Raw genomic sequence first — 13,582 nt, forward strand, 5'->3', positions numbered from 1 at the left:
CGCGGTGATGTAAGTCGCGATGACGTGAGTCGCGGTTGCGTAAAGACCCCCACCCCACCGAAACCGCACCGATACAACGGCTGGTCACACCTCAATTTTCGAGCGAAGCGAGACCGAGCCCCAAAGTTCGCGGCCCGTCTCGCGTCTCCGCTGCCGCTGCGCAAGCCGAAGGCAAGCAGCGGCAGCGGAGACGCGAGACCCAAAGGGGCCGCGAACACGCGACGCCGCAGGCGGCGCAAATCAAACACAGCCCGCGAACACGCGACGCCGCAGGCGGCGCAAATCAAACACAGCCCGCGAACACGCGACGCCGCAGGCGGCGCAAATTATGCAGAGTAGTTACCGGGGCCTACGTTGCGGCTGTTGCGGGTGCGCAGGGCGTGGACGTAGTCCTCGGGGGCGCCTGCTTTCTCCGCGGCGTCGGCCATCACGCCGATATAGCGGGCCGAGGGCAGTCCGCCCTCATAGGCGTCGAGGACGTAGAGCCACGCCAGGATCGGTTCGGTGCCGCTACCCGGACTCGGGGTGACCCGCAGCCGGATCTTGCGATGGATACCGAAATCCGAGCCCTCCCAGCGGTCGAGTCGCTGTTCGTCCTCGGGTGAGACGTCGTAGAGCACGACGAACACCCGCGAGCCCGGTTCTTCGACGACGGTTGCCAGCGGGCCTTCCCAACCGATGTCGTCGCCGCTGAAGGTGAGGCGCCAGCCCTCCAGCCACCCCGTTCCCGACATGGGGGAGTGCGGACAGCGCTCGAGCATCTGGGACGAGTCCATGTTGGACCCGTAAGCGGCGTAGATCGGCACCAGGAAAGGGTAACCGGTGTTGGATTTGCCGTGCTTGCGGCGCGGCCTACCGCGTCGATCCGGCGCGGGCCCGGCCGGATAACGTTGACGAGAACCGGAGATCCCGGTCCAACTGCTCGAGCGGAGGTATCCATGACCCGCATTGCGATCATCGGTGGCGGACCGGCCGGTTACGAGGCGGCGCTGGTGGCGGCCCAGCACGGCGCCGAGGTCACGCTGATCGACGCCGACGGCATCGGTGGGGCGTGTGTGCTGTGGGATTGTGTGCCGTCCAAGACCTTCATCGCCTCTACCGGGGTGCGCACCGATCTTCGTCGCGCCCGCGATCTCGGGATCACCCTCGATCCGAGTCAGGCCACGGTGCGGTTGCCCGAGGTGAACTCGCGGGTCAAGGCGCTGGCGCTGGCGCAGTCCTCCGATATCCGCTCCAAGTTGCAGACCGTCGGGGTGCGGGTGCTCGCGGGCCGCGGGCAGTTGATCGATCGGGCCACCGGCCTGGCCGCGCATCGGGTGCGTGCGCTCCTCGACGACGGAACCGAACAGGTCGTCGAGGCCGAGGTGGTGCTCATCGCCACCGGTGCGAGCCCGCGGGTGCTGCCGGGCGCCGAACCCGACGGTGAGCGCATTCTCAACTGGCGTCAGCTCTACGACCTGACCGAACTACCGGAGACCCTCGTGGTGGTCGGTTCCGGTGTGACCGGCGCCGAATTCGTTTCCGCGTACACCGAAATGGGTGTGCGGGTGAAGCTGGTGTCCAGCCGCGACCGGGTGCTGCCGGGTGAGGACGCGGACGCGGCCCTGGTGTTGGAGGAGGCGCTGGCCGAGCGCGGGGTCGAGCTGGTCAAGCACGCGCGCGCCGATGCCGTGGAGCGCACCGCAGACGGCATCGTGGTGAAACTGGCCGACGGCCGCACCGTGTCCGGCTCGCATGCGCTGATGACCGTCGGTTCGACGCCCAATACCGCCGAGCTCGGTTTGGAGCAGGTTGGCATCGAACTCGATCGCGGCGGCTACCTGCGCGTCGACCGTGTCTCGCGCACCGCGGTGCCCGGCATCTACGCCGCCGGTGACTGCACCGGTCTGCTGCCGCTGGCCTCGGTGGCCGCCATGCAGGGCCGGATCGCGATGTATCACGCGCTGGGTGAGGGTGTGAACCCGATCCGGCTCAAGACCGTCGCCTCGGCGGTGTTCACCCGGCCGGAGATCGCCACCGTCGGCGTCGGTCAGACCGCCATCGACAATGGTGAGGTCCCCGCCCGGACGGTGATGCTGCCGCTGAACACCAATCCGCGCGCGAAGATGTCGGGGTTGCGGCGCGGCTTCGTGAAGATCTTCTGCCGTCCGGCCACCGGTGTGGTCATCGGCGGCGTGGTGGTGGCGCCGATCGCCTCGGAGCTGATCCTGCCGATCGCCCTTGCGGTACAGAACAATCTGACCGTCACCGATCTGGCCCAGACGTTCTCGGTGTATCCCTCGCTGACCGGGTCGGTGACCGAGGCCGCGCGGCAGCTGATGCGCCACGACGATCTGGACTGAGTGGCGCCTGTCCGGGACAGGGCGAGTGTTCCTGTGAGTGGGTAGGTTTCGTCACGTTGCCTGTACGGCACAGTTGTGGTTCACTTCCCGCAGAGATGCGATCGATGGGTGGTCGTGTGGTTTGGTGTCGGGGGATTTCCTTTCCTGACGCGAACGGCGGGCAGCCCTGGGCTGTTGCAGCCCGAGCGTCTCACCAAAGACAGCTGAGTGTGGTCCGCGCGCGACCGCACCCGGGAAAGGGATTGGGCGAAAAGTGAAACATCGTAAGCCGAGTCGGGCGCAGCGAGCGATGGCGAGTACTTCGTTGCCGCTGGCCACCGCGGCGGCCGTAGCCACTCTGTTCGCATCGCCGGCGGGGGCCGTTCCGAACGAACAACCGGACAACCCGGCGCCGACGCAGGACGAGTCGCCGAGCCAGCCGGGCACCACGCAGCCGGAGCAGTCGCAGTCGCCGACGCAGCCGGGTGTCACCAACCCGGAGCAGCCGCAGAGCCCGCAGGGCAATGCCACGCCGAGCCAGCCGGGAGTCACCACCCCGAACACCGAGAACAACGATCAGAAGGACCCGAAGCTGGCCGGTCCGCGCCAGCCCGGTGTCACCGCGCCGCGCGTGGCGCCGCTGCCGGTGCCCGGTCAGGGCCCGGTGCAGCCGGTGGTCGTGCCCGAGCAGAAGCCGGGCGAGGGTGATCCGAACCGTCCCGGCGCCATCGACCCGCGCGCCGAGGGTGTCGTCACGCCGGAGGGTGACTCCGAGGCCGAACCGGCCATCGACGACGACACCGCCCGCGCCATCGTGCCCGGTGCCGAGTCCGAGACCCAGACCCTGGTGCAGCCGCAGTGGGAGGCCCCGCGCCTCGACGCCGCTCCGGCCGCTCCGGTCGTCCAGATGACCGGCCCGCACGCCGAGGTCGGCGCCACCATCGATGGCGGTAGCCTGCTGCCCGGCCACCTGGCCAACACTCACCACTTCACCAACGAGGCCGGTTACGTCGGCACCGTCGGCTACAGCACGCCCACCGGTCGCGGTGACGCGGGCATCGCGTGGGAGTTCCTGGACCAGGACCACATCAAGGTGAACACCTTCACCGGTGGCGCGGGCCTGGCCGACAACAAGTTCGAGACGGTGCTCGACACCACGCAGCTCAATGCCGCGAAGGCGACCGTCGAGCAGTGGATCGCTCAGCAGCCGGGCGGCGTCGCTGCGCTGGAGGCGGCCTCGCAGGTTAAACTGCCGACTATCGTGCAACCGGGCAACTTCGACCCGCAGACGATCAATGTCGCTGGCGTCACCACCCAGTGGGGTGGTTCGCTCCAGTACTGATATGTACTGATTCGACGGGTGGGGCGGTCGTTCGCGGCCGCCCCACACGTGTGTTCCGGGAAAGGATTGGGTGTGTCCGGCGAGGGCGAAGGCAAGGACAGCGGGTCCGGCGGTTCGGATTTCGGCCCGCCGGTGGGGGACTTCGGGCCTCCGATGTCGGATTTCGGTCCGCCGCTCAGCGATTTCGGCCCGCCGACCACCGGTGGTCCCGATGTGGGGTGGCAGGCCGAACCGGCGCCCGAGAAACCTGGTCTGACCTGGCGCCCGGCCGGTGAGCCCGCGCCCGAGCCGCCGCCGAACCTCCCCCCACCGCCGCCGCAGTTCCGTGCGCCGGACAGTACGACCTTCCCGGACAATCCGCCGCGGCCGCCGCGCCCTGAACCCGCGGATGTGGGGGAGGACCGGACGGTGCGCATGTCGACCACCGAGGACGAGAGCTGGTGGAACCAGCCGACCAAGTCCGGTGAGCCGCCCGCACCGCCCACCGAGCCCGCGCGGGAGTCGGGTCTGTCCTGGGCCGATGATCCGATCGCCAAACGACTGACACCGCAGTCGGTGAGCGAGGCGCTCGCGCGTCCGGCCAAACCGAAACGTCCGATGGGGCCGATCATTGCCGGTTCGGCCGCCGTCATCGCCGTACTGGTCGCGCTCACCCTGACCATCGTGCTGATGACCGGCGACGACAGCGACGCCGAATCCGCCCAGGCACCCGCCACCACCAGCGCGGCCCTGAGTTGCCCGGCCAGCAAGGACGGCAAGGTCACCGTCGGTAACGGCGCGGGCGATACCTCGAGCGGGGCGGGGGCCATTCTCGGTTACCAGCATGCGTTCTACTCGACGCGTGACGGTGCGAAGGCGCATACCTTCGCCGCACCGGGCGCGAACGTGCTGCCCGTCGCGGATCTCCAGCGGGTCATCGATGACGAGATCCCGCAGGGCACCACCTACTGCCTGCGCATCACCGAGCGTGAGCCCGCTCTCTTCGACGTCGATCTGACCGAGCACCGTCCCGACGGGAGGACATTCGTGTACGCGCAGACCGTGCAGACCGTCGAGCAGGACGGTAAGAATCTGATCTTCGTCATCCTCGACCGATGAGCCGAAGGGCTGACCCGATCTGAAAGACTCGCGATGCGTGCTTCATGAAAATCACATGAGCACAACAACTTTCGCTGTTCGTGCGCGGAGATTGCCATTGCGTTGCGCGGATTCTCTCCGGTAGGGTTCGAGACGGAATCAAGGGAGGGAGTACCCATGTTGAAGAAGTCGTTCGCCGGTGCCGTGATCGTGGCCGGTCTGCTGTCTGCCGGGTCGGTCGTCGCACCGGCCATCGCGGTGGCGGGTCCTTGTCAGCCGGGCGTCACCACGGACTGTAAGGAATCCAGGAAGCAGCCGCCGTGCCAGCCCGGCGTGACGAAGGACTGCAAGGGCACGAAGCCTCAGCGGCGGTAATCCGCGAGGATGAACAACGGCCCCATCTCGGTCACGAGATGGGGCCGTTTCTTTCCCTCATTGCCCCTATTCGTCTCAATATATGAGACAGTGATTTCACATCATGGTTAGCGGCATGCGACAGTGGAGGCGGCGCACCTCGCGTAATCCCTGGAGGTTCCATGTCGCAGCACCTGCCCCCGCTGGCCGGACGGCTGAGCGGCCTGACCAGCTCGGCCATCCGTGACCTGCTCAAACTCACCGCTCGCGCGGAGATCATCAGCCTCGCCGGTGGTCTACCCGACGCGGCGTTGATGCCGGCCGAACGAATCGCGGTAGCCGCCGACGCCGCCCTACGCGACGCCGCCGCCCTCCAGTACACCGAATCGCCCGGATGGGGGCCGCTGCGCACGGTCTTGGCCGAACGTGAGAGCGCCCGGCTGGGGCGTACCGTCGCGCTCGACGAGGTGTTCGTCACCCACGGTTCCCAGCAGGCGTTATCGCTGCTGTCGGAGGTGTTGCTCGATCCGGGCGCACTGGTCGTCGTCGAGGACCCGGCCTATGTGGGGGCGCTGCAAGTCTTCCGGGCGGCGGGCGCGCGGATCGTGGCATTGCCGTTGGATGCCGACGGTATGCGGATGGATCTGCTCGATGAGCTGCTCGCACGTGGTGAACGTCCCGCAGTGGTGCACACCGTGAGCAACTTCCACAACCCCGGCGGCGTCACCATGAGTCCGGCGCGACGCCGTGAGCTGGCCGCGCTGGCCGACCGGTACGGCTTCTGGGTGATCGAGGACGACCCGTACGGCGAACTGTGGTTCGACAAACCCGCCCCGGAACCGGTCGCGACCTACTCGCCGAAGGTGATCCGGCTGTCGAGCGCATCCAAGATCCTGGCGCCGACCCTGCGGGTGGGCTGGATGGTCGCGCCGGACCCGGTGTGCCGCGCGGTGGAACTGCTCAAACAGGGCGCCGATCTGTGCGGTTCGGCGCTGACCCAGCAGATCGCGACCGACCTGCTCGCCGACACCGACTGGCTCACCGACCATATCGACACCGTTCGCGCCGCGTATGCCGAACGCGCGAGCGTGCTGGTCACCAGCGTGCGCGAACGCTTCGGCAACCGGCTCACCTGCACCGACGCCGATGGCGGCATGTTCGTCTGGGCGGACTTCACCGACGGCACCGATACCGCGACGCTGCTACCGCACGCGCTCGACGCCGGAGTCGCCTACGTTCCCGGACAGGCGTTCTCGGTGAGCACGCCGCGCCCGCATTCGCTGCGCATGTGCTTCACCACGGGCGATCCCGAGGCGCTGGCCGAAGCCGTGGCCCGCCTCGATCGCGCGGTGGCCGCGCAGGCTCCGGTTCAGTCGGCCCAGTTGTAGGTGCGTTCGACGGCCTTGTTCCACGCCGCCAACCGCGCCTGACGATCGGCGTCGGTCATGGTGGGCTCCCAGGTCTTGTCGGCCGCCCAGTTGGCCTGGATATCCTCGGTGCCCGCCCAATAGCCGACGGCAAGCCCCGCCGCGTACGCGGCACCCAGCGCGGTGGTCTCGTTGACCACCGGCCGCACCACCGGGACACCGAGAATATCGGCCTGGAACTGCATCAGCAGTTCATTGCTCACCATGCCACCGTCCACCTTGAGGGCAGTCAACTCCAGCCGCAGCTGCTGGGATTCGGCATCGGCGCGCATGGCGTCGGTGACCTCGCGGGTCTGGAACGCGGTGGATTCGAGCACGGCCCGTGCCAGATGGGCCTTGTTCACGAAACGGGTCAGACCCGCGATCACACCGCGCGCGTCCGGCCGCCAGCGTGGGGCGAACAAACCGGAGAACGCGGGCACGATATGGGCGCCGCCGTTGTCGTCGACACTGCGCGCCAGCGGTTCGATCTCGGCGGCGGAGGAGATGATGCCGAGGTTGTCGCGGAACCACTGCACCAGGGAGCCGGTGACGGCGATGGACCCCTCGAGCGCGTAGACCGGCGCCTGCTCGCCCAGGCGATAACACACGGTGGTGAGCAGACCGTGCTTGCTGAACACCGGCGTCGTCCCGGTGTTGAGCAACATGAAATTGCCCGTGCCGTAGGTGTTCTTGGCGTCGCCGGGTGACAGGCAGGCCTGGCCGAAGGTGGCGGCTTGCTGATCACCGAGGATGCCGGCCACCGGAACACCGGCGAGCGGTCCCGAGGTGATCTCCGCGTACACCTCCGATGAGCTGCGGATCTGCGGCAGCATCGCCATCGGCACACCGAATTCGGCGCAGATCTGACCGTCCCACTGGAGTGTGCGCAGGTCCATCAGCATGGTGCGCGAGGCATTGGTGACATCGGTCAGGTGCTGACCGGTCAGATTCCACAGCACCCAGCTGTCGACGGTGCCGAAGCACAGCTCACCCGCCTCGGCGCGTTCGCGCGCACCCTCCACGCGATCGAGGATCCACCGCAGCTTCGGGCCGGAGAAATACGTCGACAGCGGCAGCCCGGTCCGGTCCTGATACCTGGTCCGGCCGATATCGCCTGCCAGTTCGGTGCACAGCGCCTCGGTGCGGGTGTCCTGCCAGACGATGGCATTGTGGATCGGCTTGCCGGTGGTGCGGTCCCAGACGACGGTGGTCTCACGCTGATTGGTGACGCCGACCGCCGCGATCTCGGCGGCGGTGATACCGGCCGCGGTCAGCGCCTCGCCGAGCACGGCCTCGGTGTTGTGCCAGATCGTCTCGGCGTCGTGTTCCACCCAGCCCGGTTGCGGGAACAGCTGCTCGTGCTCGCGCTGGGCGATACCGGCGACGCGGCCCGCGCGGTCGAAAACGATGCACCGACTCGACGTCGTCCCCTGATCGATGGCGGCTACATAGCGTCGCATTGGTGCAGGCTACCGGAACCAGCGGCCGGTCACGGCGGGCTCGGGCAACCAGGAACCGCAGGCGCGCAAGGGCGTCGCGCGCATGCGGTGCGCCCACGGCGATAGGGTGTATCCCGAAGCTCGAACGCGCCCGATCCAGGACCACAACGTCGACCACCGGCGCTTGCGTCGGTTGGAGGAGCCGAGCAATGACCAAGAAGCCCGAATCGCAGTTCCTCGGTCCGCAGCAGCGGCTGGACGCCTGGGGCAGGCTGGGCAAGGACCATTTCGATGTGGTCGTCGTCGGCGGTGGTGTGGTGGGCGCGGGTATCGCGCTCGACGCCGCGACGCGTGGTCTGCGGGTGGCGCTGGTCGAGGCGCGCGATCTCGCCTCCGGTACGTCGAGCCGTTCATCGAAGATGTTCCACGGCGGGCTGCGGTATCTGGAGCAGCTCGAGTTCGGTCTGGTGCGTGAGGCGCTGGCCGAACGCGAACTGTCCATGTCTACCCTGGCGCCGCATCTGGTCAAGCCGCTGCGGTTCCTCTACCCGCTGACCCACCGGGTGTGGGAGCGGCCGTATGTGGCGTCGGGGTTGCTGCTCTACGACACCATGGGCGGGGCCAGATCCGTTCCGGGGCAACGTCATCTGAGCAGGCACGGTGCGCTGCGGTTGGCGCCTGGTCTGCGCCGCGATTCGATGATCGGCGGGATCAGCTACTACGACACCGTCGTCGACGATGCCCGCCACACCATGACCGTTGCCCGCACCGCCGCCCACTACGGTGCGGTGATCCGCACCTCGACCCAGGTGGTCGGTTTCCTGCGGGAGGCCGATCGGGTGGTCGGAGTCAAACTGCGCGACAGCGAGGACGGGCGGACCACGGAGACCCGCGCGCATGTGGTGATCAATGCGACCGGCGTGTGGACCGATGAGGTCCAGGCCCTGTCGCATCAGCGCGGACGGTTCCATGTGCGCGCCTCCAAGGGTGTGCACATCGTGGTCCCGCGCGATCGGATCGTCAGCGATGCGGCGATCATTCTGCGCACCGCGACGTCGGTGTTGTTCGTGATCCCCTGGGGCAGTCACTGGATCATCGGCACCACCGACACCGACTGGAATCTCGATCTGGCGCATCCGGCCGCCACCAAGGCCGATATCGACTATCTGCTCGAACACGTCAACCGGGTGCTGGTCACCCCGCTCACCCCGGACGATATCGACGGCGTCTACGCCGGACTGCGGCCGCTGCTGGCAGGGGAGAGCGACGATACGTCGAAACTGTCCCGCGAACACGCTGTCGCCCGGATCGCGCCCGGTCTGGTCGCCATCGCGGGCGGTAAGTACACCACCTACCGGGTGATGGCCTACGACGCGGTCGACGAGGCGGCGCAGGATATTCCGGCGCGGGTCTCGCCGTCGATCACCGAGAAGGTGCCGCTGCTCGGCGCCGACGGCTATTTCGCGCTGGTCAACCAGACCGTGCAACTGGCCGAGGACTACGGTGTACATCCCTACCGGATCAAACATCTGCTCGACCGCTACGGCTCGCTGATCGATGAGGTCATGGCCGTGGCCGACGGTAAACCGGAACTGCTGCAACCGCTGACCGACGCACCGTCCTACCTCCAGGTCGAGGTGGTCTACGCGGCCGCCGCCGAGGGCGCGCTGCATCTGGACGACATCCTGGCGCGGCGCACCCGCATCTCCATCGAGTACTCCCATCGCGGAGCCGACTGCGCCGAGCAGGTGGCCGGATTGGTGGCGCCGGTGCTCGGCTGGGGCGCCGCGGACATCGAACGGGAGGTCGGTCTCTATCTGGCCCGGGTGGAAGCCGAGATCTGTTCGCAGACCCAGCCCGACGACGCCGGTGCGGACGCGCTGCGGGTGGCCGCGCCGGAGCCACGCCCGGAGATCCTGGAGCCGGTACCGCTCGACCGGTGAGTCGCGCCGCGCGGCGGCCGGCATGCTCGGATGGTCGGGGCCGGACCAGCCTTGCGGTTCGTTGTGCGAACTACAGCGCTGACGACCGCCGGATCAGACCGCGGCGGCCTGCATGGCCCGCAGCTCACCCGCGTGGTGGGCGCTGAATATCCGCACGTCGTCGCCGTGCGTGGCGACCAGTTCGCGCAGCCGCTGCTGGTTGTCGATCCGGGCTCGGGCAATGGTCTGCACCGAGCGCTCGAACAGGGTGATGCCGAGTGGCTGATGTGGATGGACAGGGTCGAGGATTCCCGGATGGAAATACGAGTCACCCGCGCTGAGCAGCCAGCCGTCGCCGGTGTCGATGGCGACTCCGGCGTGACCGCGGGTATGGCCTGCCAGCGGCACCAGCAGGATCTCCGGTGGGAGTCCGGGTAGTTCGCGTACGGCCTCGAACCCGAACCACGGCTCGCCGGACTCACCGTGCACCTGCCAGTTCGGGCCGTGCTCGAACTGGATCGTTCGATAGCGGAAGCGTTCCCGCGGGCCGTGTCTGCCCTCGAGCGCATGCATTTCCTCGGCGTACACGTGCACCCGCGCCTGCGGGAAGTCGGCGAGCCCACCGGCGTGGTCGAGGTCGAGATGGGTCAGCACGATATCGCGCACGTCCTCGCGGCGATAGCCGAGCCGCTCGATCTGCCGGACCGCGGTGGCCTCCAGCTCGAGCACCGGGTTGGTGAGCCGCACGAACTCGCGGCCGAGCCATTCGCCGGGACGAAGCACCGCCTGTTCGCCGATCCCCGTTTCCACCAGCACCAGACCGGTGTCGTGTTCGATGAGGACGCAGTGGCAGACCATATCGGCGCGGTGCAGCAGTCCGCCGGTGCCGGTCATCAGGCGGCCGCCGAGGGGGCGCATGGTTCCGCCGTCGAGATGATGGATCTTCATCGGGATGTCTCCTGGTCCAGGATGGTGCGGAAGTGGTCGGCGACCGCGCGCAGTGGCTCGATATCGCGGTTGGTCTTGGCGAGCAGCAGAGCGCCCTCGAACAGGGCGAGCGCGACGGTGGACAGAGGGTCGACGCGGTCGGCGGCCACGCCCTTGACGCGGAGATATTCCGCGAGTGTGCCGCGCCAGGATTCGAAGCCGTCGGCGCAGGCGGTGCGGATCGGCTCGCTGTCGGCGGCGTCGAGTGCGACCGAGGCCAGCGGGCAGCCGCGTTCGAAACCGGAATCGATGAGCGTCGACGCCAGTCGGTCGAATACGGCATCGATATCGCCGTGTTCGAGTGCGGCGGCGAGGATCTCGCGCAGCTGTCGGCTCGATTGGCCGAGCGCTTCGGCGGCGAGTTGTTCCTTGCCGCCGGGGAAATGGAAGTACAGCGAGCCCTTGGGTGCGCCGCCCGCGCTGACCAGCTGATTGAGTCCGGTGGCGTGATAGCCCTGGGTGTGGAACAGGTCGGCGGCGGCGTCGATGAAGCGTTGCCGGGAGTCCGTGCGTGGTGTCACGCCGGAGACGTTACGCGAACTATGACGACCGGTCTAGTGAGAAATGGGGGATTTCTCCATCGGCGAAGTGGGTGGCGCCGGGGCCGACGGTGAGATAGGCGCGATCTCGGGACCTGTCGCGTGCAGCAGGAGGTAGCTGAACAGCACGGTGGCCAGCACAGCGAGCGCGGTGGCGAGGATGCGGCCGGCGATAGCGGCCAAGCGCTGCCGCGTCGGTGCCCGCATGAGGTGCTCGCTTTCGATCGGTCGGCGAAATCGACTACGCCATCCTTGTCGTGCGAACTCGTTGAATCATTAGCAACTGAAGGGCAAATCACAGCGAAAGCGCAGGTTGGCAGTGCGGACAGAAGTATATTCCGCGCTCGCGCCGCGAGACCCGATCCGACTCCGGCGCGGTCTCTCCGAGCAGCTCCACTCTGATCGGGGTACCGCAGCGTTGGCACGGTCGGCGGGCTCGCCCATAGGCCAGCGGACGCCACGGCGGCTGCTGCGCGGCCGTGGTGAGGACCCGATGCGCCTCGTTGACCAGTGCGGGCAGATCCGGTACGGCCGCGACCGGTGTCGCCGGATGCACGCGACGCAGGAAACACACCTCACTGCGGTAGATGTTGCCGATGCCCGCCAGATTGCGTTGATCGAGCAGCGCGATGCCGATGAGTTCGCCTGGATGGTTCATGAGCCGGTGCACGGCCTCGACCGGATCCCAGTCGGGACCGAGCAGATCGGGACCGAGGTGGTCGATCGCGCGGTGCTCCTCGCCGCGACGCAGCACTTCAACGGTGCCGAGGGAGAATCCGACCGCCTCCACCTCATCGGTGGCCAGCACCACGCGGGCGGTGACGCGCGGCTTGGTCCAGCGTTGGCCGCAGTGGAACACTCGCCAGCTGCCCTCCATCTTCAGATGGGTGTGGATGCTGACCGATTCGGTGCGGATGAACAGGTGTTTGCCGTAGCTGCCGACACTGTCCACGGTCTGTCCGCGCAGATCGACCGTGGCGTAGCGGGGGACGCGGAAATCGCTGCGGGTCAACACCGCACCGGCCAGTGCGGCCCGCAGGCGTTGTGCGGTGAGATAGACGGTGTCACCCTCCGGCATCGTGCGCACCGGAGAGTACGGAGGTCATGGGCGGCCTCGCAATCGCAGGCCACGCGGTGTCGCGGCGAAACCGGCGTCGGTGAGGAAGGTGGCGAAGGTGTTGCCGTGCACGGATTCGCCGTCGACCCGGTCGATCACCAGCGAATCGACCCTGCGTTCGTGGACCAGAGCCGCCAGCGCCCGTGTCGCCCGCTGCCGGGCCGACGGGTCTTCGGTGAAGGTGAGCAGCGTTTTGCCGCCGCGTTCCAGATACAGCACCAGCTCGCCGTCGACCAGCACCACCAATGCGCCCGCCTTGCGGCCGGGCCGATGCCCCGACTCGGTCTCACCCTTGGGCCAGGCCAGTGCTGCCCCGTACGGATTGGCCGGATCGCAGGCGGCCAATGCCAGCGCCTCGGGTCCGGCCTCACTGCGGTTCGTGCGTTCCGAGTCGAAAGACCGCAACCGGTCCACCACATCGGTGGTGGAGAACTGCGCGCCACCGAGCGAATCGATGAAATAGCCGCGGCGGCACCGGCCGCGGTCCTCGAATTCGGTCAGCACCCGATACATCAACGCGAAACCACCCGGCACACCCTCGCTCTGCACCGAACCCCTGGTCAGGACCCCGTAACGCTCCAAGAGCAGATCCGCGGTGGCGTGTGCGCGGATCGTGTTGTCGGACAACCGGTCCGGTAGCAGTGACCAGCGCCCGGCGACGGTCGGCGGGCCGGAACGCGTGGGCAGCGCCTGGCGCGGAAGGTAGGCCCGGCCGCGCGGGGTGCGCCGTGGTGCGCGGTGTGTGGTCGGGGTGCGGGTGGACCCGGACAATCGTGCGCGAACGGGGGCGAAGGTGTCACCGGAGACGAGCCCGGCCCACACCAGCTCCCATAGGGCCTCGGCGACGGCGGCGTCATCGAGGAGGCCGGTGGCATCGGACAGCTGACGGAAGAAGTAGGCCCCACCGCCGTGTAATACAGGTGGTACTCGCATGACAGGTGGGTGCGCGTCCGGGGCCCGGTGGGCCGGGGCAGCCGGTCGTCTGGATGCCGTCCTGTCCGTCGCCGGGTGCTCGGTGTAATCGGTCGAGTCCGCCGAGCCGTTCGGTCCCGATCGATCGCGGTTCGCGGCGGGT

The 13,582-nt window shown here is 68.0% G+C and carries 12 protein-coding genes; 5 read left to right on the plus strand and 7 right to left on the minus strand.

The window, feature by feature from the left end; translation table 11 throughout:
- Window positions 1-326 precede the first annotated feature (326 nt).
- The gene (locus QH168_RS01150; RefSeq protein ID WP_280232474.1) at window positions 327-806 is read right to left on the minus strand and encodes a gamma-glutamylcyclotransferase; all 480 of its coding nucleotides are present in this window, start codon (window positions 804-806) and stop codon (window positions 327-329) included.
- 132 nt (window positions 807-938) lie between these two features.
- Here QH168_RS01150 and QH168_RS01155 point away from each other — a divergent pair, with 132 nt between their 5' ends.
- The 4 genes from QH168_RS01155 (at window position 939) to QH168_RS01170 (ending at window position 6,482) form a co-directional block, all read left to right on the plus strand.
- Complete coding sequence (locus tag QH168_RS01155; RefSeq protein ID WP_280232475.1) at window positions 939-2,342, plus strand: NAD(P)H-quinone dehydrogenase; 1,404 nt, start codon at window positions 939-941, stop codon at window positions 2,340-2,342.
- 289 nt (window positions 2,343-2,631) lie between these two features.
- A complete protein-coding gene (locus tag QH168_RS01160) occupies window positions 2,632-3,663 on the plus strand; it encodes a hypothetical protein (protein ID WP_280232476.1) in 1,032 nt (343 codons plus the stop codon).
- A gap of 72 nt (window positions 3,664-3,735) precedes the next feature.
- On the plus strand, window positions 3,736-4,761 hold the full coding sequence (locus tag QH168_RS01165) for a hypothetical protein (RefSeq protein ID WP_280232477.1): 1,026 nt from the start codon (window positions 3,736-3,738) through the stop codon (window positions 4,759-4,761).
- 515 nt (window positions 4,762-5,276) lie between these two features.
- Window positions 5,277-6,482: a PLP-dependent aminotransferase family protein gene (locus QH168_RS01170; protein ID WP_280232478.1), complete on the plus strand. Its 1,206-nt coding sequence runs from the start codon at window positions 5,277-5,279 to the stop codon at window positions 6,480-6,482.
- On the opposite strand, the gene glpK is transcribed toward QH168_RS01170, so the two are convergent.
- On the minus strand, window positions 6,464-7,963 hold the full coding sequence (gene glpK, locus QH168_RS01175) for a glycerol kinase GlpK (protein WP_280232479.1): 1,500 nt from the start codon (window positions 7,961-7,963) through the stop codon (window positions 6,464-6,466). The two genes, QH168_RS01170 and glpK, sit on opposite strands and share 19 nt — an antisense overlap.
- A 188-nt stretch (window positions 7,964-8,151) precedes the next feature.
- Between glpK and glpD the strand changes: the two genes are divergently transcribed.
- Window positions 8,152-9,885 (plus strand): glycerol-3-phosphate dehydrogenase, encoded by a 1,734-nt coding sequence (gene glpD, locus QH168_RS01180; RefSeq protein WP_280232480.1) that lies wholly within the window; start codon window positions 8,152-8,154, stop codon window positions 9,883-9,885.
- 93 nt (window positions 9,886-9,978) lie between these two features.
- Here glpD and QH168_RS01185 read toward each other — a convergent pair whose 3' ends face one another.
- The 5 genes from QH168_RS01185 to QH168_RS27650 form a co-directional block, all read right to left on the minus strand.
- Window positions 9,979-10,812 carry an MBL fold metallo-hydrolase gene (locus QH168_RS01185; protein ID WP_280232481.1) on the minus strand — a complete coding sequence of 278 codons (834 nt, stop codon included), beginning with the start codon at window positions 10,810-10,812 and terminating at the stop codon, window positions 9,979-9,981.
- Window positions 10,809-11,372 (minus strand): TetR/AcrR family transcriptional regulator, encoded by a 564-nt coding sequence (locus tag QH168_RS01190; RefSeq protein WP_280232482.1) that lies wholly within the window; start codon window positions 11,370-11,372, stop codon window positions 10,809-10,811. Before QH168_RS01190 ends, QH168_RS01185 begins: the two co-directional genes overlap by 4 nt.
- Window positions 11,373-11,405: 33 nt before the next feature.
- Window positions 11,406-11,597: a hypothetical protein gene (locus QH168_RS01195; protein WP_280232483.1), complete on the minus strand. Its 192-nt coding sequence runs from the start codon at window positions 11,595-11,597 to the stop codon at window positions 11,406-11,408.
- Between the two features lie 88 nt (window positions 11,598-11,685).
- Window positions 11,686-12,468 carry a DNA-formamidopyrimidine glycosylase family protein gene (locus QH168_RS01200; protein WP_280232484.1) on the minus strand — a complete coding sequence of 261 codons (783 nt, stop codon included), beginning with the start codon at window positions 12,466-12,468 and terminating at the stop codon, window positions 11,686-11,688.
- A gap of 24 nt (window positions 12,469-12,492) precedes the next feature.
- Entirely contained in the window at window positions 12,493-13,440 is a 948-nt protein-coding gene (locus QH168_RS27650) for an Lhr family helicase (protein WP_432421011.1), read from the minus strand.
- Window positions 13,441-13,582: the final 142 nt, after the last annotated feature.

The organism is Nocardia cyriacigeorgica (genome assembly GCF_029868385.1).
Taxonomy (GTDB): Bacteria; Actinomycetota; Actinomycetes; order Mycobacteriales; family Mycobacteriaceae; genus Nocardia; species Nocardia cyriacigeorgica_F.